At 66.7% G+C, this 21,959-nt stretch carries 22 protein-coding genes; 6 read left to right on the top strand and 16 right to left on the bottom strand.

What is annotated here, in order from left to right:
• Positions 1 to 3: 3 nt before the first annotated feature.
• From def to ACV17W_RS09085, 16 genes are all read right to left on the bottom strand, one after another.
• Positions 4 to 537, bottom strand: coding sequence for a peptide deformylase (gene def, locus ACV17W_RS09160; RefSeq protein ID WP_462596112.1), 534 nt, complete (start codon positions 535 to 537; stop codon positions 4 to 6).
• A 12-nt stretch (positions 538 to 549) separates the two neighbouring features.
• Positions 550 to 945: a lactoylglutathione lyase gene (gloA, locus tag ACV17W_RS09155; protein ID WP_462596111.1), complete on the bottom strand. Its 396-nt coding sequence runs from the start codon at positions 943 to 945 to the stop codon at positions 550 to 552.
• 96 nt (positions 946 to 1,041) lie between these two features.
• Positions 1,042 to 2,022, bottom strand: a complete 981-nt coding sequence (locus ACV17W_RS09150) for a Bug family tripartite tricarboxylate transporter substrate binding protein (protein WP_462596110.1) — start codon at positions 2,020 to 2,022, stop codon at positions 1,042 to 1,044.
• Between the two features lie 53 nt (positions 2,023 to 2,075).
• Positions 2,076 to 3,287 (bottom strand): tricarballylate utilization 4Fe-4S protein TcuB, encoded by a 1,212-nt coding sequence (tcuB, locus tag ACV17W_RS09145; protein WP_462596109.1) that lies wholly within the window; start codon positions 3,285 to 3,287, stop codon positions 2,076 to 2,078.
• Complete coding sequence (gene tcuA / locus ACV17W_RS09140; RefSeq protein ID WP_462596108.1) at positions 3,274 to 4,689, bottom strand: FAD-dependent tricarballylate dehydrogenase TcuA; 1,416 nt, start codon at positions 4,687 to 4,689, stop codon at positions 3,274 to 3,276. The genes tcuB and tcuA overlap by 14 nt, the downstream gene beginning before the upstream one ends.
• A 78-nt stretch (positions 4,690 to 4,767) precedes the next feature.
• Positions 4,768 to 5,694 carry a LysR family transcriptional regulator gene (locus ACV17W_RS09135; RefSeq protein ID WP_462596107.1) on the bottom strand — a complete coding sequence of 309 codons (927 nt, stop codon included), beginning with the start codon at positions 5,692 to 5,694 and terminating at the stop codon, positions 4,768 to 4,770.
• 8 nt (positions 5,695 to 5,702) lie between these two features.
• Positions 5,703 to 6,740: a M48 family metallopeptidase gene (locus tag ACV17W_RS09130; protein WP_462596106.1), complete on the bottom strand. Its 1,038-nt coding sequence runs from the start codon at positions 6,738 to 6,740 to the stop codon at positions 5,703 to 5,705.
• The gene (locus ACV17W_RS09125) at positions 6,718 to 7,455 is read right to left on the bottom strand and encodes a lysophospholipid acyltransferase family protein (RefSeq protein WP_462596105.1); all 738 of its coding nucleotides are present in this window, start codon (positions 7,453 to 7,455) and stop codon (positions 6,718 to 6,720) included. Before ACV17W_RS09125 ends, ACV17W_RS09130 begins: the two co-directional genes overlap by 23 nt.
• 3 nt (positions 7,456 to 7,458) lie before the next feature.
• Positions 7,459 to 7,995, bottom strand: a complete 537-nt coding sequence (gmhB, locus tag ACV17W_RS09120; protein WP_462596104.1) for a D-glycero-beta-D-manno-heptose 1,7-bisphosphate 7-phosphatase — start codon at positions 7,993 to 7,995, stop codon at positions 7,459 to 7,461.
• The gene (glyS, locus tag ACV17W_RS09115; protein WP_462596103.1) at positions 7,992 to 10,130 is read right to left on the bottom strand and encodes a glycine--tRNA ligase subunit beta; all 2,139 of its coding nucleotides are present in this window, start codon (positions 10,128 to 10,130) and stop codon (positions 7,992 to 7,994) included. Before glyS ends, gmhB begins: the two co-directional genes overlap by 4 nt.
• Before the next feature lies 1 nt (position 10,131).
• On the bottom strand, positions 10,132 to 11,022 hold the full coding sequence (gene glyQ / locus ACV17W_RS09110; RefSeq protein WP_462596506.1) for a glycine--tRNA ligase subunit alpha: 891 nt from the start codon (positions 11,020 to 11,022) through the stop codon (positions 10,132 to 10,134).
• A gap of 206 nt (positions 11,023 to 11,228) precedes the next feature.
• A complete protein-coding gene (locus tag ACV17W_RS09105) occupies positions 11,229 to 11,654 on the bottom strand; it encodes a Zn-ribbon domain-containing OB-fold protein (RefSeq protein WP_462596102.1) in 426 nt (141 codons plus the stop codon).
• Entirely contained in the window at positions 11,651 to 12,814 is a 1,164-nt protein-coding gene (locus tag ACV17W_RS09100; protein WP_462596101.1) for a thiolase family protein, read from the bottom strand. The genes ACV17W_RS09105 and ACV17W_RS09100 overlap by 4 nt, the downstream gene beginning before the upstream one ends.
• The gene (locus tag ACV17W_RS09095; RefSeq protein WP_462596100.1) at positions 12,807 to 14,015 is read right to left on the bottom strand and encodes a CaiB/BaiF CoA transferase family protein; all 1,209 of its coding nucleotides are present in this window, start codon (positions 14,013 to 14,015) and stop codon (positions 12,807 to 12,809) included. Before ACV17W_RS09095 ends, ACV17W_RS09100 begins: the two co-directional genes overlap by 8 nt.
• Positions 14,016 to 14,025: 10 nt before the next feature.
• A complete protein-coding gene (locus tag ACV17W_RS09090; protein ID WP_462596099.1) occupies positions 14,026 to 14,997 on the bottom strand; it encodes a Bug family tripartite tricarboxylate transporter substrate binding protein in 972 nt (323 codons plus the stop codon).
• A gap of 26 nt (positions 14,998 to 15,023) precedes the next feature.
• Positions 15,024 to 15,821, bottom strand: coding sequence for an enoyl-CoA hydratase/isomerase family protein (locus ACV17W_RS09085; RefSeq protein WP_462596098.1), 798 nt, complete (start codon positions 15,819 to 15,821; stop codon positions 15,024 to 15,026).
• Between the two features lie 101 nt (positions 15,822 to 15,922).
• Here ACV17W_RS09085 and ACV17W_RS09080 point away from each other — a divergent pair, with 101 nt between their 5' ends.
• The 6 genes from ACV17W_RS09080 (at position 15,923) to ACV17W_RS09055 (ending at position 21,943) form a co-directional block, all read left to right on the top strand.
• Positions 15,923 to 16,804: a LysR family transcriptional regulator gene (locus ACV17W_RS09080; RefSeq protein ID WP_462596097.1), complete on the top strand. Its 882-nt coding sequence runs from the start codon at positions 15,923 to 15,925 to the stop codon at positions 16,802 to 16,804.
• A 93-nt stretch (positions 16,805 to 16,897) separates the two neighbouring features.
• On the top strand, positions 16,898 to 17,368 hold the full coding sequence (locus ACV17W_RS09075) for a RidA family protein (protein WP_462596096.1): 471 nt from the start codon (positions 16,898 to 16,900) through the stop codon (positions 17,366 to 17,368).
• 1 nt (position 17,369) lies between these two features.
• The gene (locus ACV17W_RS09070; RefSeq protein WP_462596095.1) at positions 17,370 to 18,578 is read left to right on the top strand and encodes an aminotransferase class V-fold PLP-dependent enzyme; all 1,209 of its coding nucleotides are present in this window, start codon (positions 17,370 to 17,372) and stop codon (positions 18,576 to 18,578) included.
• A gap of 121 nt (positions 18,579 to 18,699) precedes the next feature.
• The gene (locus ACV17W_RS09065) at positions 18,700 to 19,467 is read left to right on the top strand and encodes a crotonase/enoyl-CoA hydratase family protein (RefSeq protein WP_462596094.1); all 768 of its coding nucleotides are present in this window, start codon (positions 18,700 to 18,702) and stop codon (positions 19,465 to 19,467) included.
• 141 nt (positions 19,468 to 19,608) lie between these two features.
• The gene (locus ACV17W_RS09060; RefSeq protein WP_462596093.1) at positions 19,609 to 21,132 is read left to right on the top strand and encodes a fumarate hydratase; all 1,524 of its coding nucleotides are present in this window, start codon (positions 19,609 to 19,611) and stop codon (positions 21,130 to 21,132) included.
• A 277-nt stretch (positions 21,133 to 21,409) separates the two neighbouring features.
• A complete protein-coding gene (locus ACV17W_RS09055) occupies positions 21,410 to 21,943 on the top strand; it encodes a DUF1801 domain-containing protein (RefSeq protein WP_462596092.1) in 534 nt (177 codons plus the stop codon).
• Positions 21,944 to 21,959 lie beyond the last annotated feature (16 nt).

Below are 21,959 nucleotides of genomic sequence, written 5' to 3'. Positions count from 1 at the left end.
GGCTCAGTCGTCGCGGTTCGGGTCCATGCCCGGGAACAGCACTTCAGTGAATCCGAACTTCGAGAAGTCTTCGATGCGCGAGGGGTACAGGCGCCCGATGAGATGGTCGCATTCGTGCTGCACGACGCGCGCGTGGAATCCCTCGGCGACGCGCTCGATGGGGTTGCCATGCGGATCGCGGCCGGTGTACCGGATGTGCCGGTAGCGCGGCACGACGCCCCGCAGGCCCGGAACCGACAGGCAGCCTTCCCAGCCTTCTTCGCGCTCGTCGGACAGCGGCGTGATCACCGGGTTGCACAGGACGGTCTGGGGCACGGGCGGCGCGTCGGGATAGCGTTCATTGTGCTCGAAGCCGAAGATCACCAGTTGCAGGTCGATGCCGATCTGGGGAGCGGCCAGGCCCACGCCCTGGGCGTGCACCATGGTGTCGAACATGTCGGCGACCAGGGCGTGCAGCTCAGGGGTGTCGAAATGCTCGACGGGTTGCGCGACCCGCAGCAGCCGCGGGTCGCCCATTTTGAGGATGGTGTGGATCATGGCCGCAACCTGTCAGTCGTTGCGGTCTTTGCGCTGGATGAACTCGATCTTGTAGCCGTCGGGGTCTTCAACGAATGCGATGACCGTGGTGCCATGCTTCATCGGGCCGGCTTCGCGCGTGACCTTCCCGCCTTTCTGCTTGACCTTTTCACAGGCGTCGTAGGCGTCCTCGACTTCCAGCGCGATGTGGCCGTAGCCGTTGCCGAGGTCGTAGCTGGCAGTGTCCCAGTTGTGGGTGAGCTCGATGACGGCGCCTTCGCTTTCGTCCTGGTAGCCCACGAAAGCCAGCGTGAATTTGCCGTCCGGGTAGTCTTTGCGGCGCAGTACCCGCATACCCAGGACGTTGGTGTAGAAATCGAGGGATTTGTCCAGGTTGCCGACACGCAGCATGGTATGCAATAGACGCATGGGTAATTCCTTGTGCTAGAGAGGGGCCTGGTAAGAGGCCAGGCCCCCATCGTAGCAAAACTGCCCCATGCCGATGGCCCGGGCGCGGCTTCGCGCTCAGTTGGCCGTGGCGCCCGAGGCGTCGACCGCTTTGGCCCAGGCTTCGATTTCCTGCTTGATGAAATCTCCGAAAGCGGCGGTGTGCAGGCCGGCGGCTTCCGCGCCTTCTTCCATCAGCCGCTGCCGCACCTGTTCCGAGGCAAGCGCCTTCGAGAAAGCCTGGTTCAGCGTGTCGACCACGGCTGGCGGCGTACCCGCCGGCGCAACAATGCCATGCCAGGAAATCGCCTGGAATCCCGGCAGTCCGGATTCGGCCGTGGTGGGCAGTTCGGGCAGCGCCGGCGACCGGCGCGGCGATGTCACGGCCAGCGCCCTCAGGGTGCCGGCCTTGATGTTGGGCAGAGCGCCGGGAATCGTGGTGAACAGGAACTGGACCTGGCCGCCGATGAGATCGGCAATGGCCGGGCTGCCTCCCTTGTAGGGCACATGCACGAACTCCAGCCCCGCGCGCTGCTTGAACATTTCGCCCGCCAGGTGGCCCGGTGTGCCCGCGCCGGCCGAGGCCATGTTGAAGGCGCCGCCGTCGGCCTTGATCTCGGCGATGAGCTCCTGCACATCGGTGGCCTGCACCTGGGGATTGACCACCAGCACGTTGGGCACGGTGGCCAAGAGAGTGACGGGGGTGAAGTCCTTGATGGCGTCGTACTGCAGCTTCTTGTACAGCGCCGGGTTGATGCCGTGCGTGCTGGCCGTGGCCAGCAGCAGGGTGTGGCCATCGGGTGCTGCCGTGGCCACAGACTTGGCGGCAATCGAGCCGTTGGCGCCGCCTTTGTTGTCGATGACAATGGTCTGACCCAGTGTCTTGGCGACGACGCTGGCGATAGTGCGGGCCAGAATATCGGATGTGCCGCCGGCCGAGTGCGGCACGACCAGCGTGATGGTGCGTTCAGGGAAGGTTTGGGCACTGGCCGCCCCCCCGGCACACGCGGCAGCCGCCAGGGCCGCCGAGCAGGCGGTCCGGGTCAGGAATCTCTTCATTGGTGTCTCCAGTATCGAAGTGAGAATGCGCGCCCGCGTTGCGGGCGCAGGGGTCAGTCGGAACCCAGCTTCAGGTGATCTGGCTGGCGTTTCTCGATAGACCATTTCAGCAGCGCGGCGCTGCGGAAAATGCCGTGGGCGAATTTGCCGTAGGGCAGGGTCAGGAACAGCGCCATCACGACCCCCAGATGCACGGCCAGCAACAGGCCCATGGCCCGCGTATCGCGCAGCGCCAACAGCACCAGCCCCGTGAGGCTGACCAGGAACAGCAGCACGATGAAGCCCCGGTCCATGGGGCGCTGAGCCGCGTCGCCGTGCTCGGCGGGGCGCTTGAAGTTCAGCCACAGCAGGCCCGCCGGGCCGATCAGCAACCCCACTCCCCCTACGGTGCCCAGCATCACGGGCAGGCTCAGCACCGGATAGGGCGCCTGCCAGCCGAAGGCATAGTGATACAGCGTGGCCACGCAGGTGGCCGCGAAGCACAGCATGAACCCGTAGAACGTCAGGTGGTGATAGCGGCGGCGTGCCAGCGTGAACGCATCGTCGGCCTCGTTGCAACCCTTGCCATGGCCGCCGTCGAGGTACTTCAGGCGCAGGACGTCGTGAGTGGCCTCCGCCACGGCGGCTCCGCTGGCTTTCCCCGGCGACACATGGCGCCAGAAGCGTGTGACGCCCACGCCAAGCGCCAGCATGGCGAACCCGAACACGGCGCCAAACATCAGGGCCAGGGTGTTATGCGGAAATATCGCGTAGAAATTGCCCTGCAGCGGCTCGTGAAGCAGGCCTCCGGTGGACGCGACCGCCAGCACCAGGAACAGCGCCAGCGCGGCTGCCGTGGCCAGGGACAGCGTCAGGCCGTTGCGCTGGTACAGCCTGCCCATGGCAGCCGGCCAGGCGTAATCGGTATAGGTCTGGATGCGGACGCGCGCCATGGCTTGCGAGACGTTCACGGCGAATTCGTGCGGCGGCGCGTACTGGCACGCGTGCAGGCAGGCGCCGCAGTTGTGGCACAGATTGGCCAGGTAATGGATGTCTGCCTTGCCGAATTCCAGGCGCTTGGTCATGGCCGGGAATACCGCACAGAAACCTTCGCAATAGCGGCATGCGTTGCAGATCTGCATGACCCGTCCCACTTCGGTTTCATCCTTGCCAAGGGCGGCGGGCATACTGTCCGCCCGGCCATGCCAGTGCACGGTCTGTTCTGCGGGGCCGCCGGATCCGGCGGTGGCGCGCGCCTGTCGGGCGAGTTCTTCAAGCTGCTTCACGTTGTGCTCCGTTTGCACGCTGCGCCCGCGCGGCGGCGGCGGCTCTTGTGCCGGCAATGCGGCCAAACGCCGTGCCGATGGACATTCCAACGCCGGCGGTGTAGCCCTTGCCCAATACATTGCCGGCCATCATTTCGCCCGCAACGAACAGGTTGCCGCTGGGGCGGTCGTTGAACCGCACGGCAGCCGTCTCGTCGACCTTCAGCCCGAGATAAGTAAAGGTGATCCCGGGACGCAGCGCATAACCGTAGAAGGGCGGCGTGTCGATGGGCCGCGCCCAGTGTGTCTTGGCGGGTTGCACACCCTCGGTGTGGCAATCGTCCAGCCGGGTGTGATCGAACGTGCCGACCCGGCAGGCGCTGTTGTAGGCGTCGAGGGTCTGCATGAAGCGTGTTTCGTCGAGCCCCAGCCTTCGGGCAAGTTCAGGCAGGCTGTCGGCCTGGACGCCCGGGAATACGGGTGGCATGAAGCGCCCGACCGCCTTGGCGTCAATGATCGAATACGCGATCTGCCCGGGCTGCATGGCGGTCAGGCGGCCCCAGATGGCGTAGCGCTTGGGCCAGAAGTCTTCACCTTCATCGTAGAAGCGCTCGGCTTCGCGATTGACCACTACGCCAAGCGACACGCAGTCGATGCGTGTACAGATGCCGCCGTCGTACAGCGGGGCGCGCGCATCGATGGCCACGCAGTGCGATTGCGATGGGTCGCCGATAACATCGGCGCCGGCGTCGATCATGAACTTAAGCAGCACGCCGGTATTGAATCGCGTGCCCCGGATGAGGAAGTTGTCGGCCGGCCATTCACCGCGCTCGTTCTGGCCCCAGGCTTCGCGCAGCCAGTCGCGGTTCGACTCGAAGCCACCGGCGGCCAGTACGCACGTCCGCGCCGCGAAGCGCTCGTTTCCCGCGCGCGCCGCGATGAACTGCCCATTGTCGAGTTCCAGCGAGTCGACCAGTGTGTCGTAGCGGATCTGTACGCCCAGGGCCTCGGCGCTGCGGTAGTAGGCGTTGACCAACGCTTTGCCGCCCCCCATGAAGAACGCGTTGGTGCGTGCAACGTGCAGGGCGCCGGACAGTGGAGGCTGGAAGTTGACCCCGTGCTTGCGCATCCAGTCGCGGCAGGTGGACGACGCCCGTATCACCAGCCGGGCCAGATGCTCGTTGGTGAGGCCGCCGGTCACCTTGAGCAGGTCCTGCCAATATTCTTCTTCGGGATAGGACTCCACCAGCACGTCCTGCGGAGCATCGTGCATGCAGCGCAGGTTGCGCGTGTGCTGCGAGTTGCCGCCGCGCCATTCGCGGGGCGCGGCTTCCAGCAGCAGGACGCTGGCGCCGGCTTCGCGCGCCATCAGCGCCGCGCACAGCGCCGCGTTGCCTCCGCCTATCACCAGTACATCGATCATTGAAGCTTTCCTAGAGTCGGTGGCCGACTATAGGGCGGCAGCGTACTGGCCCGCTACACCGGTATCGTCAACGGCTGTTCACGGTTTGTGAAGAGTGGCCCCCGGCCAGCCTCCGGATCGCACCAGCTCATCGGCCGTGCGCGCCAGCAGCACGCGAGCCGCCAGTGCGGCCGGCGACAGCTCGTCGTCGGACAGGCTGACCAGCAGGTTGTGGCGCCTGAGGTGGCGATCGGCGATCAGGCGCAATGCCAGCGGCTCGCCCTGCAGGCGCACCGTGGCCGCCCCGGGCTGGATGGTGGCGCCGAATCCATTGCGCACCAGATCCATCAGCACGTCCAGGCCATCGATCTCGGCCACGAGGTTCGGCTCGACATGAAGCCGGTTGAAGCCGGTGTTGACCAGCGCCCGCAGGCCGTGCGATATGCCGGGCAGCAGATAGGGCAGGGCGGCGACGTCCCGCATCCGTACCGGACCTTCGGGGGGCAGGCCGGGCAGGTCGGGGCGTGCAATGAGGAACAGGCGTTCGTCGACGAGCGGCAACACGCTCCAGCGACGAGCCGATTCGGCGCCGAAGACAATGGCCAGGTCGAGCTGCCGCGCATTGAGCATGCTGGTCAGGTAGCCCGACAGGGTCTCGACCAGCCGCACGCGTACATCCGGATAGCGTTCGCGCATGGCACGCATGAACGGCAGGGCCAGTACCGAGGCCGTGGTGGCCGGCAGTCCGATGCTGACCTGCCCGGTCAGCCGGGATTCCTTGGCAGCCTGTGCGGCGGCGTCGGCATGCCGCAGCGCCAGCTGGGCCTGGCGCAGGAAGGCCAGCCCGGCGTCGGTGGGCGTCACGCCGGTAGAGGTGCGCGTCAGCAGCCGCGTGGACAATTCGCTTTCCAGCCGGCTGATCTGTTGGCTGAGCGCCGATGTGACCACCCCCAGGTCGGCGGCGGCGCGCCCCATGCTGCAGCATTCGGCCACCTTGGCAAAATAGCGCAGCTGCCGCAGCTCCATGTGCGCCTCTAGAATTGCGGAAGCGTGGCGGGATCATGCCGCCGCAGCACGTTCTTGGCGGCTTCGAAGTCGGGCATGATGTTGCCCACTTCGGCCCAGAAATCGCGGCTGTGGTTCATTTCGCGCAAATGGGCCAGTTCGTGCGCGATGACGTAGTCGATGATGGACGGCGCGAAATGGATCAGGCGCCAATTCAGCATGATGTTGCCGTCGCTGGTACATGACCCCCACCGCGTGGCCGCGGACGACAGCCGCCAGCGGCGTATCTTCAGGCCGCTGACCTGCAGGAAGTGCGCCAGCCGGGCACCGAACACCGCCCCCGCGCGCTGCTGCAGCCAGGCCTGGGCGGCGTCGCGCACGCGCGACTGATCGGCATCGGCCGGCAGGGGCAGCCAGAGCGTGTCGCCGTCGTTGGGCGCGTCGGCATCGCCGGTGAGGCCGGGTTGCCGATGATCTGCTCCCAGGGCCAGCACGATGCGCTTGCCCAGGTAGGGCAGTTCGCCGCCATGTTGCCAGCGGGTCTGGGCCATGGCCAATTGCTCTTTGCGCGCCTGCCATTCGCGCAGCTTGGCCAGAATCCAGCGGGCTTTTTCGCGCACCGCGTCGTCGATCTGCCCGAGCGTGACCCAGTTCGGCGCCGTGACGCGCAGGCCGTCGTCGGCGATAACGAAGCCGATGCTGCGCCGGCGGGAGCGAAGCAGCACGAAGCCTATGGTCTGCTGTTCGGTGGCGACCTCGCGCCAGCGAGCGCCGGCGGGCAGCGGATCGGGCCGCGGCGTGGCGACCAGGGCAGGGCCGGGAGGGGGGGAGGCCGCGGGCGGGGCCGCGGCCGGCGTAGGGAGGATGGGCGCGGTATCGACCGTCGCGGTGTCGACCGCCGCGGTATCGACCGCCGCGGTATCGACCGCCGCGGTATCGACCGCAGCGGTATCGACCGCAGCGGTGCCCGCCGGAGGCGGGCTTAGCGGGCGGGCGGCCTCTGGCGCGCAGGGCGCCGGGCCTGCGGGGGCGGCAAACAGCAGTTCAAGCTGACCGTTGGTCGACATACCTTTCGGGATTGAGTTGGCGCATCTCGCCTTCGATCCAGGCCTGGACCTTGGCGTTCAGCGCCTCAGGGGTAAGCCCCTCTGATTCTATCGCGGGCCCGAAAGAAACCGTGACCATGCCCGGCTTCTTGACGAAGGCGTTACGGGGCCAGCATTCGCCCGCGTTGAGTGCAACGGGAACCACGATTGCGCCCGTGCGCGAGGCGAGCAAGGCGCCGCCCATCTTGAAGCGCGCTGTCTGCCCCGGGGCAATGCGGGTGCCCTCCGGAAACAGCAGCGGCCAGCGGCCTTCCTGCAGACGTACCGAGCCCTGGCGGATGACCTGCTCGAAAGCATCGCGGCCCTTCGCGCGATCGATGGGAATCATGCGCAGCAGGGCCAGCCCCCATCCGAAGAAGGGCAGCATATGCAGTTCGCGCTTGTAGACGTAGCAAACCTCGCGCGGCATGTGCGCGGGGAAGAACAGGGTTTCCCAGGCCGACTGGTGCTTGGATAGCAAGATGCAGGGCCCGTCGGGCAGGTTTTCGGCACCCTTGATCTGCCAGCGTATGCCGCAGAACACTTTCGCGCCCCAGATGGCCAGGCGGGGCCAGCCTACCGTGAGCTTGTAGCGCCAGTGCTGGGGAAGCGGTGCCCACAGCATGCAGGCGAAGGCATACGGGATCACGGTGACGATCAAGAACACCATGTACAGAAATGAACGCAACCAGGCCATGGATCAGGCTTCCTGCAGCAATGCATCGGCAACGGCCGACAAGTCGTTGGCAATACGGGTGCCGGGGGGCAGGCCGGCTTGCTGGGTCTTCGCCCCGTTACCGGTAAGCACCAGCCACGGTGCGCAGCCGGCCGCGGCGGCTGCCTGCAGGTCGCGCAGCGAATCGCCCACGGCGGGCACGCCGGCCAAGTCGGCGTCGTAGCGATAGGCGATGTCGTGGAACATGCCTGGCAGAGGCTTGCGGCAGGCGCAGCCATCGTCCGGGCCATGCGGGCACAGGAAGATGGAGTCAATGACCCCGCCAGCCTGGGCCAGTTCGCGGTGCAGCTTGGCGTGGATGGCGTTGAGCGTGGCCATGTCGAACAGTCCGCGGGCCAGGCCAGACTGGTTGGTGGCCACCACCACCGTATAGCCCGCCTGCGACAGGCGGGCTATGGCGGACAGGCTGCCGGGCAGCGCGATCCATTCGTCGGGCGATTTGACGAAGGCCGCGCTGTCCTGATTGATGACGCCGTCGCGATCGAGAACGATGAGCTTCACTGTGCCAACCTGGAAATGTCGGCCACCTGGTTCATCAGGCCATGCAGCTGGGCCAGCAGCGCCAGCCGGTTGGCGCGCACGGCAGGGTCGTCGGCCATGACCATGACATCGGCGAAAAAGGCATCGACCGGTTCGCGCGCCTGCGCCAGCGTGCTGAGGCTGCCTGCGAAGTCGCCGGCCCGCAGCTGAGCCTGCGCCTGCGGCTCAAGCGTCGCCATCGCGGCGGCGAGCGCCTGCTCGGCGGGCTCGGACAGGCGGGTGGCGTCGACGGCAGCAATCTCGCCTTCGGCTTTCTTGAGCAGGTTGCCTATGCGCTTGTTCGCGGCGGCCAGGCTGGCCGCCTCGGGCAGTTGGCTGAAAGCCGTGACGGCGCGCACGCGCGCGCCCAGCTGGTGCAGCGGCGGCGCCAGCGCAATGACGGCATCGACGGCGTTGCGGTCGAATTCGGCGGCCAGCTGGTTGCGATAGCGCTCGTAGATAAAGGCGCGCACTTCGGACACGGTGCTCGGCGGGATCTTGTCGGCGGCATAGGTACCGGCGGCCAGGGCCAGCAGGCCGTCGAGCGTGAGGGGGCCATCGGCGCTGGTGGCCAGCATGCCACCAGCGGCCAGTTGCTCGAATGCGCTGATCAAACCCAACGCCGCGCGGCGCAGGCCGAAGGGATCGCGTTCGCCGGTGGGCGCCAGCCCGATGCCCCAGATGCCGACCAGGGTTTCCGCGCGTTCGGCGATGAACAACGTGGCGGCGATCAACGACTCGGCCGTGACCGGGGCGTCGAGGCGGATACGGTATTGTTCGCGCAGCGCCCGCACGACGCTGGGCGCTTCGCCGTCACCTGTCGCGTAGTAGGCGCCCATGACGCCCTGCAGTTCGGGGAATTCGCCCACCATGTTTGTGCCAAGGTCGGCCTTGGCCAGCAGGGCGGCACGGTCGGCCGCGGCCACGTCGCCGCCCAGTTGCTCGGCCACGCCGCGGGCGATGGCCCGAACGCGTTCGACGCGTTCGAGTTGGGTACCCAGCTTGTTGTGATAGACGATGCTGCCCAGCTGGGGCACGCGGGCGGCCAAGGGCGTCTTGCGGTCGGTGTCGAAGAAGAACTGCGCATCGGCCAGGCGCGGGCGTACCACGCGCTGGTTGCCTTCGACGATGTTGGTGGGATCGTCGGTTTGCATGTTGCTGACGATGAGAAAACGGTGCGTCAGCTTGCCCGAGTCCGGGTCGAATAGCGGGAAATACTTTTGATTCAGCCGCATGGTGAGAATCAGGCATTCCTGCGGCACCTGAAGAAACTGTTCGTCGAACTGGCCCACGTAGACCGTGGGATGTTCGACCAGCGCGGTGACTTCATCGAGCAGCGCGGCCACGTCTGGGTCGGTGCCCAGGGTGGCGCCCAGACGCGCCGCGTGTTCCTGCAACTGGCTGTCGATGGCGGCGCGGCGCACCTCGAACGAAGCAATCACGCGGCCCAGCTCGGCCAGCATGGCTTCGTAAGCATCGGCGTGCGCCACGTCGATGGGGGCGTCGGTCATGAAGCGGTGGCCCAGGGTGCGGCGGCCCGCCGTGAGGCCCAGGGCAGTGACGGGCACTACCTGACTGCCGTGCAGGGCAATGAGCCCGTGCGCCGGACGCACGAACTTCACGGTGGTGACGCCATCGGCCAGCTGGTAACGCATGACCTTGGGGATGGGCAGGCCATCTATGGCCGCCTGCAGGCCTTCCTGCAGGCCGTCGGCCAGGCGGGCGCCGGGTGCGGTGCCGCGGGCCACCAGGTAGTCCTGTTTGCCGTCTGATTCGCGCGCCAATTGGCCGGGCTCGGTATTTTCGAGGCCCTTGGCGGCCAGCTTCTTCAGCAGGGCGGGCGTGGCCCGCCCTTCGGCGTCGAGCCCCACCTTCACGGGCATGAGCTTTTCGGCGTAAGTCTGGTCGGGCGCCTGCGCGCGCACCTGCGACAGGTGCACCGCCAGGCGGCGCGGGGTGGCGTAGGCAGCGATTGCGCAGTCATCGGCCAGCAGGGCGTGTTTTTGCAGCGTGGCGCGCAGCCCTTCGGCAAATGCCTGGCCCAGTTTCTGCAGGGCCTTGGGCGGAAGTTCTTCGGTCAGCAGTTCGACCAGCAGGGGTTGTGGGTTCGTCGTCATTTCAGCGGCCAGCCAGCATGGGAAAGCCCAATCGTTCGCGGGAATCGTAATAAGCCTGCGCCACTGCGCGCGACAGGTTGCGTATGCGGCCGATATAGGCCGCGCGCTCGGTGACGCTGATCGCGCCGCGCGCATCGAGCAGGTTGAAGGTGTGCGCCGCCTTCAGCGCTGCCTCGTAGGCCGGCAGGGCCAGCGGCACTTCCATCAGGCGCTTGGCTTCGGCTTCGTAATCGGCGAAGTGCGAGAACAGCATGTCGGCCGACGCATGCTCGAAGTTGTAGGTGGACTGTTCGACTTCGTTCTGGTGGAACACATCGCGGTACAGCACGCGGTTGCCGTTCACGCCTTCTGTCCAGACCAGGTCGTAGACGCTTTCGACGCCCTGCAGGTACATGGCCAGACGCTCGAGGCCGTAGGTGATTTCACCGGTGGTGGGGGTGCAATCGAGCCCGCCCACTTGCTGGAAGTACGTGAACTGGGTGACTTCCATGCCGTTCAGCCAGACTTCCCATCCCAGACCCCATGCGCCCAGGGTGGGGTTTTCCCAGTCGTCTTCGACAAAGCGGATATCGTGCTGAGCGGGGTCGATGCCCAACGCTTTCAGCGAGCCTATGTAAAGGTCGAGGATCTCGGGGGGCGCGGGCTTGAGCACGACCTGGTACTGGTAATAGTGCTGAAGCCGGTTGGGGTTTTCGCCGTAGCGGCCGTCTTTGGGACGCCGAGAGGGCTGCACGTAGGCCGCACGCCAGGGTTCGGGCCCGATGGCGCGCAGGAATGTGGCGGTGTGGGAAGTGCCCGCGCCGACTTCCATGTCGTAGGGCTGCAGCAGGGCGCAGCCCTGCTTGTCCCAGTAGTCCTGGAGCGTGAGGATGATTTGCTGAAAGGTGAGCATAGGATTCTTGGAATTCGGAGCACCGTGCGAAGTGGCCGGCGCACGGGCGTGCAACGACCCCTGGCGCAGGAAACCGGCCATTTTAACTGGCCTGGGGCCGGGCGGGGATGATGGGGCGCGGGGTGCGCAATGCCGGCGGCGCCGGCGGCAATGCCGCGGGCCGGCGCGGGCCGTTTCGGCAGGGCGTGGGCAGTCCGTGCGAGCGCTCAGTCCGGCTCGGGGCCCGTGTCGTCGAGTTCGAACCGCGGCAGCAGCCGATCGCCGGCGGGCTCGTAGCACATGCGCACGCCGCGGCCGATCCAGTCTCCGGGCCCGGGCTCGGCGCCGGACAGGTTCGATATCATCACGGGGCCTTCATCCAGGGCGACCGCGATCACCGTGTATGGCGCAGGATATGCGGGCAGATAGGTGCGGTGGAAACGCGTCCAGGAAAGAATGCGACCGCGTCCGGACAGCGCCCGCCACGGCAGGTCGAACCGCAGACAGCGCGGGCAGCAGGAGGCCGGCGGATAGATCGCCCGGCTGCAGTCCGGACAATAAGGCAGTTCCATGGCCCGCATCGACACCGACTCCCACATGCGGTCTTCCAGCAGGCCGCCCACCGGGGCGGGAAATTCCGAGGTCGCGTTCATGCTGCCTCCCGGGCGGCGAGGATGATTGATATGGCCTTGCCGGCGACGTCAGAGGTGTAGTGGGCGTGTCGGGCGCGCGCCACCTGGCGCGCACCGGCCTGTCGCCGCAGTTGGCGCACGCATTCCACGTAGTGGCCCCAACCCTGCATGTACGAGTCCGACAGATGCCCGCCACTGGTGTTCGTGGGCAGCCGGCCATCCGGCCCTATGCCCGATTCGGCCAGGAATCGCGCCGCGTCGCCGTGGCCGCAGTAGCCATAGCCTTCCAGCGCCAGCACCACGTGCATCGAGAAGCTGTCGTAGACCGAGAACACGTCGATGTCCCGCTGTGACACGCCGGCCATCGCGAATGACGCCTCGCCGGCGATGCGCTGGGCATCGCGGTAGAAGCCCGCAAGCCGGGGCGCCAGGCTGCTGGCCTGCTGGTTCAGGTCGTGTCGACCGTACCCCGTGATGTGCACCGGCTCGGACGCCAGCCGCGCGGCCCGGTCGGCGCTGGTGACGATCAGCGCCACGCCGCCATCATTGACCATGCAATAGTCGTACAGGCGCAATGGCTCGCAGATGTAGTCGGCCGCGAGGTAGTCGTCCAGCGTGATCGGTTTGCGCAGGATCGCTTCCGGATTCAGGCCCGCCCAGCCGCGTTGCGCCACGGCCACGCGTCCCAGGTCGGCCTCGCGCATGCCGCTTTCGTGCATATAGGCGTGTGCCGTCAGGGCATAGAGCGCGCCCTGCGAAGTCAGGCCCCACGGGGCGTGATACACGTAAGCGAGAAACAGGTCGCCGCCCATCGCGCCGGGGCCGCCATACTGGACCTTGGCCGAGCGCTGGTTGTTGCCGTAGACCAGGGCCACGGTGTCGGCCATGCCCGAGCGGATCGCGGCGATGGCCTTGAGCAGCGCGGTGGGTGCGTCGGCCTGGTCGCCCCAGCGCACGTCCAGCCCCAGGACTTCGGCCGTGCGTTCGTAAGCCGTGGACTGGCCGACAATCAGGCCGTCGATGTCGCCGCGTTGCAGGCCGGCATCGTCCAGAGCGCTCGCGAATGCCCGCGCGGCGTAGCCGTACTGGTCAAAGCGCACCTTGCCTTCACGCACGGTGCGCCAGTCGGCCGCCCAGTCGGTGGTGCCGATGCCGACGATGCTGCCCAGCGCCTCAGCCATTTCCGTCCTGCGCCGCGAATACCACGCCCGCGCTGATCAGGGCGTCGATCTCGTGCTCCGGATGGCCGGCTTCACGCAATACTTCGACCGAGTGTTCGCCGAAGTCCGGCGGCGGCCGCGAGACGCCGGTACGCAGCGCGCTGTTGATCGGGAACGCAGGCACGCGGAACTCCTTGCCCTGGCGGGTCTGTACGGTCTCGACCAATTTCAGGTGCGCCAGTTGCGGGTTCTGTTCCAGGTCACGGTATGTGGCGACGCGGCCGCAGATGATGTCGGCCGACGACAGGACCTCCAGCCAGTGATCGACGCTGCGGCGGGCGAATGCCGGCCCCAGCAGCTCGCGCATGCGGGTACGCTGCTGGACGCGCGTATCCAGGTCGGCAAGCGCCGCTGCGTCCGGGTGGTCTGCCACCCCCAGGGCCTGGCACAGGCGTTCCCAACGCCCGCCGTTGTAGGCGGCCACCATGAGCCAGCCGTCGGCGGCCTCGAATGCTTCGTTCGGCGCGGCGTAGGGCGCGGAACTGCCGGCCTTCACGGGCAACTGTCGCGAGCCGAAGTACTCCGTCAGCGCCGATTGCTGCAGCGCGACGGCCGATGCGAACAAGCTGGTATCCAGCCGCTGGCCCACACCGCTGCGCTCGCGCTCGAACAAGGCCCCCAGCACCCCCACGGTGGCCACGATGCCGGTGGTCACATCGGCAATGGGAGCTTGTACCTTGCAAGGCTCCTGGCCGGGAAAACCGATCAGGCTCATCAGGCCAGATTCGCCCTGCACGATGCCGTCCACACCGGGCTTGGCGGCGTCCGGCCCCGTCTGGCCAAACGCCGAGACCGAGCAATAGACCAGCCGCGGGTTGTAGGCACGGACCTCTTCATAGCCCAGGCCCAGGCGGGCCATGACGTCGGGCCGGAAGCTCTCGACCAGGACGTCGGCCCGCGCGACCAGCCCGCGCACCAGCTCTCGGCCCCGAGGCGATTTCATATCGATGGCGATGCTGCGCTTGTTGCGATTGAACGCGACATGCACCGGACTTTCGTCCAGGACCCACGGCCGTCCCAGCTTGCGGCCGAGGTCGCCCGCCGGGGATTCGATCTTGACGACATCGGCGCCCATGTCGCCAAGGTACATCGAGCAGGTGGGGCCGGCGCCAATCTGCGAAAAGTCGACGACGCGTACCCCTTCCAGGCTGGCATTCAACAATTGATGCTCCTTACTCTACCTTGATGCCCACGTTCTTGATGATCGCGGCCCACTTGGCTTCGTCGGAGTCCATGACCTGCTTCATGGCGTCCGGATCCAGGTAGCGGGTTTCATAGCCCAGCTTGCTGAGCTGGTCCTGGAACGACTGCGATTTGACGATGCGCTCCAGAGCGTTCGCGTACACCTTGATGACGTCGTCCGGCGTCTGGGACGGTGCCAGCAGGCCGTACCAGGTGGAGGACTCGTAGTCTTTCACGCCCGATTCGGCCAGCGTGGGTACGTCGGGCAACAGGGCCGAGCGCGCCTTGCCGGTCACCGCGAGGGCGGTGAGCTTCTGGGCCTGCACGTGCGGCGCGACGGCCGGCAGTGTGGCGAATGCGAGCTCGATGTGGCCGCCCAGCACGTCGGCGATCGCCGGGCCCGAGCCTCGATACGGCACGTGGGTCAGCGGCGCCTTCGCCAACGCGCCGAACAATTCGGCCGACAGGTGTTGCGGCGTACCGTTGCCCGGCGTGCCATGGTTGATCAGGGCGCCGCCCTTGACCCGTTCAATGACGTCGGATGCCTGCTTGAGCCCCGTGGCCGGGTTGGACACCAGCAGGAACTGGACGTCGGCGATCATCGACACCGGCCGCAAATCCTTGTGCAGGTCGAAACCCACGTCCGTATAAAGCGAGGTGTTGATGACGACCTGGTTCGATGCAATCACCACCGTGTAGCCGTCGGGCTTGGCGCGCGCCACCAGTCCGGTACCGATGTTGCCGCCCGCACCACCCTTGTTTTCAATGACGACCGGTACTTTCAGTTCCTTGGACAGATGCTCGCCGACCAGGCGGCCGATCTGGTCATTGCCACCGCCGGGAGGGAAGGGCACGACCAGTGTGATGGGCTTGGTGGGGAATGCCGCTGCCAGCATGGGCGCCAGCGCGCAGGCCGCGGTGGCGGCCCATTTCAGGAAGCGGTGTTGAGGGATGCGACGCATATTGGGTCTCCTGTGTATGGATGGCTTTATTTGCCCGTGTAGCGAGGCGGGCGTTTTTCTGCGAAGGCCTTGCGGCCTTCGATGCGGTCTTCCGAGGCATGCAGGTGCCCCCAGACCAGTTCTTCGATTTCCAGGGCCTCTTTGACCGGCAGGTCCAGCGCCTTCTGCGCCAGATACTTGAGTGCGCGCACCGCCAGAGGTGCATTGGCGGCGATCTGCCCGGCGATCTCCTCGGCCCGCTGCAGCAGCGTCCCCTCGGGGGCGATCTCGGCCGCGATGCCGTACGCCTGCGCCGTGTTCGCGTCGATGATTTCACCGGTCAGCAACAGCTTCATGGCCAGCGGCCGGGGCAGGGACTGCATCAGGCGCTGAATCCCCGACACAGCGGGAATGCTGCCCACCCGGGGTTCGGTCAGCCCGAAGCGGGCCTTCGGGGAACAGATGCAGATGTCGGCATTGAGCGCCAGTTCCATGCCGCCGCCCACCGCCACGCCATTGACCGCCGCGATCACAGGCTTGGTCAGACCCAGGCGGGGCAGCGACAAGTTGCGCACGTACAGCGGGTGGCCGGCGTCGACCTCGCGGTCGAACAGGCCCGACACGTAAGGACGGGTCGGCAGCGTCTGCTTCAGGTCTGCGCCCGCGCAGAACGCGCGTTCGCCGGCCCCCGTCAGAATGGCCACACGCAGATCGGGATCCTGCTCGAACGCCAACAAGGCGTCGCGCAGCGCCACCATGCTGCCCGGGTCGAGCGCGTTCATGCTCTCGGGCCGGTTGATGGTGATGGTGGCGATGTGTCCCTGCGCCGAATAATCGATGGCCATGCGCGTCTCCCCGTGCTTGTGCCTGTAAATGGCGGCATCTTAGGTCTAAAATTACATTGGATAAATCAATTTATTATCATCAATAAACATTTGAAAATCTTATGTTCAAGCCCACGCTGGTGCACCTGGAAACCGTCGTCTGGATCGCCCGTCTTGGCACCTACGCGGCCGCCGCGGCCCGCCTGAACACGACCCAGCCGACGGTGTCGCTGCGCGTCAAAGAGCTCGAAGATCGACTGGGGATCGAGGTGTTCGAGAAGGTGGGCCGTCGGATGGTGCTTACCGTCAAGGGGCGCACCCTGGTCGACCGCTACGCGCCCCTGCTCGATGAAATGGAGAATGTGCTGCGCAGCGTGACCGACACGCGCGACATGCGCGGCACGGTACGGCTGGGATGCGGCGAGATCTATGCCCTGACCGGAATGCCGGCCCTGCTGCGGCATGCTCGCGTGGCCATGCCGCACGTCCATTGGGAAGTCGATGTCGATCTCACCATCAACCTGTCCGGCAAGCTGTCGCGCGCCGTGCTGGACCTCGCCATCATGGTGTCTCCGCAGGACCGCACGCTCGAGACCGCATGCCTGAGCCGCCTGAACCTCACGTGGATGGCGCACCGTTCTATGGTCCGGGAATTGCGCCTGCGGCATGGGCGCGACGACCTGGCGCGGGTGCCCGTCTGGACCCTGTCGCGACCCTCGCTGCAATACGAACTGACCACCGCCTGCCTGCCCGGCCAGGGCGTGCACGCGCAGCTGAACACCTGCAACCATGTCAAGGCCCTGATAGAAACGATTGCCGGCGGGGCAGGCGTGGCCATGCTGCCCGACGTCCTGGTCGACGGCAATCCGCGCTACCGCGACCTGACCCGGATTTTCCCCGACCTGCAGCCGGTGCCCATCGAGTTCCACCTGGCCCGGCGGCGCGATACCCACGACAGCCTGGTGCTCGCGGCCTACGATCTGATCCGCGGCCAGGCGCACTGAACGCGCTACGATGGCGATGGATATCCCGGGATCTCGCCGGCCGCGGCGCAAGGAGCGGCCGGGCGGGTCTGCAACGCTTCGAGAGGTGATTTCATGTCTTCCGCGATCAGCGAACGGGTCAGGGCGCTGGGCCTGACCCTGGAACCCGCCGGCAGCCCGGCCGCCAATTATGTGTCGAAGGTGCAGGTCGGCGACCTGCTGTTCATTTCGGGGCAGGTGCCTCGCCAGGATGGACAGGCGGTGTGGCTGGGGCGCGTAGGCGATACCCTCACCGAAGACGAGGGGCGCCAGGCCGCGCGGCAGGCTGCCCTGGGCGTGCTGGCGCATCTGGCCGACGCGGTGGGCGACAATCTGGCGCGCGTGGTACGCGTGGTGAGGTTGGGCGTGTTCGTGGCGTGCACGCCCGATTTCCAGCGGCAGAGCATGGTTGCCGACGGCGCCTCCGATCTCATGGTCGACGCCCTGGGCGAAGCCGGCCGGCATTCCCGGACAGCGGTGGGCGTGGCGTCGCTGCCGCGCGGAGTGGCCGTCGAGGTCGAGGCCATCATCCAGATCGAGCCCTAGCATGCAAGCGCGCCAGTCCGCACTTACCGACGCCGATGTCGAACGGCTGCGCCAGGCTACGCCGGGCCTGTCGCAGGTCGTGCACTTCAACCATGCGGCAGCCTCGCCGTCGTCGGCCGCGACTGTGCGCGCCGTGGTCGAGCATTTGCAGCGCGAATCCTGTATGGGCCCCATGGAAGCCGCGCAGGCCGCGCAGGAAACGCTGGACCTCGTCCGCCAGCGCGCCGCCCGCCTGATAGGCGCCCGGCCAGACGAAATCGCCTACGCCGCGGGTTGCTCGGACGCCTGGGGCCGCGCCTTCGCTGCACTCGGGCCATGGGCGCCGGGCGACCGCATCCTGGTGGGGCGGCACGAATGGGGCGGCAACCTGGCCACCATGCAGCAAGTGGCCGGCCGGGCGGGCGCGCGCATCGAGCCGATTCCCTGCGATGCCGACGGGCGCGTCGATCCCGCGGCGCTGCTTGCCATGCTGGACCGTCACGTCAGGCTGATTTCCCTGACCTGGCTGCCCGCCAATGGCGGCCTGATCAATCCCGCCGCCGAGATCGGCGCCATCGCGCGCCGGCACGGCATTCCCTATATCGTGGATGCGGCCCAGGCGCTGGGTCAGCTGCCCATCGATGTGACGGCCCTGGGCTGCGATGTGCTGGTGGCCCCGTCGCGCAAGCATCTGCGCGGCCCGCGCGGGCCGGCCCTGCTCTATGTCCGCCATGATGCCGCTGCAAAGCTGGCGCCGGCCTTTGTGGACACTTCGTCGGCGCCGATCGGCCTGGATGGGTCGTCGACGCTGCGCGCCGGCGCACGGGCCCTGGAATCCAGCGAACAGCCCGTGGCCTTGCTGTGTGGCCTGGCCAACGCCTTGCAGGAAGCGCTGGACCTGGGGGTCGACGCCATCCGGGCGCGTGTGGACGCCAATGCCAGCACGCTGCGGTCGAGGCTGGGTGAGATTCCCGGCCTTACCGTGCACGACCTCGGGCCGGCATGTTCGGGGCTGGTGTCGTTCAACCTGGAAGGCTGGGCGGCGGCCGATATGCGCCTGGCACTGCGCGAACAGAGTATCAACATCGCCGCCAATGGCGTGCCGTACACACCGCTAGACATGCTGGCGCGCGGCCTGGACAGCGTGGCGCGGGCATCGGTCAGCTATCTGACCTCCCCCGCCGAGCTCGACCGGCTGGTGGCCGCCATCAGCGCGCTGCAACGGCGCTGACGCCCCGCCGGATCGCCGGCAAGTGGAAGGGCCGGCGCCCTGCCGCGCCGGATGGTCGTATGATTAGGCATCCCTCAGTCTTATAGATAACCGCGGGCGCCATGCCCGCCAGGAGTCCTGCATGTCCGAGCTGATCAAGGTGGAAGTGGTCGACGGTATCCAGATCATCACCATCAACCGTCCCGAAGCCAAGAACGCCATCAATCTGGAAACTGCCCAGGCCATGGCGGCCGCGCTGGACCAACTGGACAGCCGCGACGATATCCGCATAGGCATTCTTACCGGCGCCGGCGGCACGTTCTCTTCCGGCATGGATCTGAAGGCCTTCGCGCAAAGCCGCGAACGCCCGCTGGTGGAAGGGCGCGGCTTCGCCGGGCTGAATGAGCGTCCGCCCCGCAAGCCTCTGATTGCGGCGGTGGAGGGTTATGCCTTGGCCGGCGGCTGCGAAATGGCGCTGGCCGCCGACCTGATCGTCGCGGCGCGCAATGCCACGTTCGGCCTGCCGGAAGTCAAGCGCGGCCTGGTGGCGGGATCCGGCGGCCTGCTGCGTCTGCCGCGCCGCTTGCCGTATCACATCGCCATGGAAATCATTCTTACGGGCGATATGTTCAGCGCCGAACGCGCCCACGGCTACGGGCTGGTGAACCGCCTGACCGAACCGGGCCAGGCGCTCGAAGGTGCCCTGGAACTGGCGCGCGTCATTGTGCAGAACGGGCCCCTGGCCGTGCAGACTGCCAAGAGTATCGTGTCGCAGGCCACCGACTGGGAACAGGAGGGCATGTTCGATCGCCAGCGTCCGCTGATCGCCCATATTTTTTCGTCGGCCGACGCCAAGGAAGGCGCCACCGCCTTTGCCGAAAAGCGCAAGCCCGTGTGGCAAGGCAAATAGGCCATCGTGCAGCAGTCCTAAAATAGGCTGTTTGTCGCGCGCTGCCTGGCCTCCCGCCAGGCTTGCGCCATGGCGCCGTCCCGCCTTCACCAGTGGGTCTGCGGCGCTTCTCTTTCAATTACTGCTTCGGCTTCCAACGTCATGTCCGTCCTCATCAAAGAAGAAGACTTCATTCAGTCTATCGCTGATGGCATCCAGTTCATCAGCTTCTACCATCCGGTCGATTACATCCGCCACCTGGCGCGTGCCTACGAACGCGAAGAAAGCCCGGCCGCGCGTGACGCGATGGCGCAGATCCTGACCAACTCACGCATGTGCGCCGAGGGCAAGCGTCCGCTGTGCCAGGACACCGGCATCGTCAACGTCTTCCTGAAAGTGGGCATGGACGTGCGTTTCGAGACGCGCCGCACTCTGCAGGAACTGTGCGATGAAGGCGTGCGGCGCGGCTATACCAATCCCGACAACCCTCTGCGCGCGTCGGTTCTCGACGATCCCATCTTCGCCCGCAAGAACACGCGCGACAATACGCCCTGTATCCTGCACGTCGAACTGGTGCCCGGCGACAAGGTCGACGTGCAGGTCGCCTCGAAGGGTGGCGGCTCTGAAAACAAATCGAAGTTCGCCATGCTGAATCCCAGCGATTCGCTGGTCGACTGGGTGCTCAAGACCGTGCCGACCATGGGCGCCGGCTGGTGTCCGCCGGGCATGCTGGGCATAGGCGTGGGCGGCACTGCCGAGAAAGCCATGCTGATGGCCAAGCAGTCGCTCATGGACGACATCGACATGTACGAACTGCTGGCCCGCGGCCCGCAGAGCAAGCTCGAAGAACTGCGCATCGAGCTCTACGAGAAGGTCAACGCGCTGGGTATAGGCGCACAGGGCCTGGGTGGGCTGACCACGGTGCTCGACGTCAAGATCAACACCTACCCCACGCACGCGGCGTCCAAGCCGGTGGCCATGATTCCCAATTGCGCGGCTACGCGCCATGCGCATTTCGTGCTCGATGGTTCGGGCCCCGCACGCCTCGATCCGCCGTCGCTGTCCGAATGGCCGGAAGTGCACTGGGCGCCCGATTACAACAAGTCCAGGCAGGTCGACCTGAACACGCTGACGCCGGCCGAAGTGGCCAGCTGGAAACCCGGCCAGACCCTGCTGCTGTCCGGCAAGATGCTGACGGGGCGCGACGCCGCGCACAAGCGCATCCAGGACATGCTGGCCAAGGGCGAGCCCCTGCCGGTCGACTTCACAAACCGTGTCATCTATTACGTGGGCCCGGTCGATCCGGTGCGCGACGAAGTGGTTGGTCCGGCCGGCCCCACCACCGCCACGCGCATGGACAAATTCACCGACATGATGCTGGCCCAGACCGGCCTTATTGCCATGATCGGCAAATCCGAACGCGGCCCGGTGGCCATCGAGGCCATTCGCAAGCACAAGTCGGCTTACCTGATGGCAGTGGGCGGCGCGGCCTACCTGGTGTCCAAGGCCATACGCGAGGCCCGCGTGCTGGCCTTCGACGACCTGGGCATGGAAGCCATATACGAATTCGACGTGAAAGACATGCCGGTCACCGTGGCCGTCGATTCGCAAGGCACCTCGGTGCACACCACCGGCCCGCAAGAGTGGCAGGCGCGCATCGGCAAGATACCGGTGGCGGTGGCCTGAGGCGCGCCGGGGCGTCGATGGCGCGGCCCCGCGTCCTCCCGATTGCCACGGCGCCGCCGCGTTTCGGGGGCGCCAGGCGTCGGCCCGGGCATGGCGGCGTGCAAGCCGTCGCGAGGCGCCGTCCAGGCCGAATCTGTGGCGGCGCGGCCCTCGCACGCTTTGCAGGGCCTCGTTATTGACGTAAAAAGTCGGAAAGCCGATTGCGTTCGATGCTCGGCTTGCCGCACGGCGCTGACCGGCGGAACCCTGCCTTCGGCACGCACCCGGAAGAGACGCCATGACCGCCCCCACGACCCGCCGTCGTTCTGCATCAAGTCAACCCCTCGGCACGGCCGAAGGCAGGAAGCCTGTCGGTTCACCCGGCAAGAGTGCAGGGTCGCCGGCCGGGGCTTCGCGCGATGGCGCGGCCGCGCCGCGGCTGCTGTCCGGAGGCAATCCGCAAATTCCGAAAGGCGCGGGCGACGCACCGGTGCAGGCTTATATTGCCGCCATGCCGGGATGGAAACGCGCGGTGGGACGCCGGCTCGACGAGCTGATCGTGCGCGCCGTGCCCCAGGTGAGCAAAGCCGTCAAATGGAATTCGCCGCTTTACGGCCTGGAAGGCCAGGGGTGGTTCCTGAGCATGCATTGCTTCACGAAGTACATCAAGGTGGCTTTCTTCCGGGGCACATCGCTGCAACCCATGCCGGACGTCGAGTCCCGCACTCCGGAAACTCGATATCTGCACATCCACGAGCACGAGGCCCTGGATGAAGCGCAGTTTTCCGATTGGGTGCGGCAGGCCAGCCGTCTGCCCGGCGAACGTATGTAGGCGTCGGGTGCGCCGC

It is taken from the genome of Bordetella sp. MIP270_01_BMS (assembly GCF_054958705.1).
The sequence above is the reverse complement of the archived record's forward strand: the minus strand, read 5'-3'. Positions and strand labels throughout refer to the sequence as shown.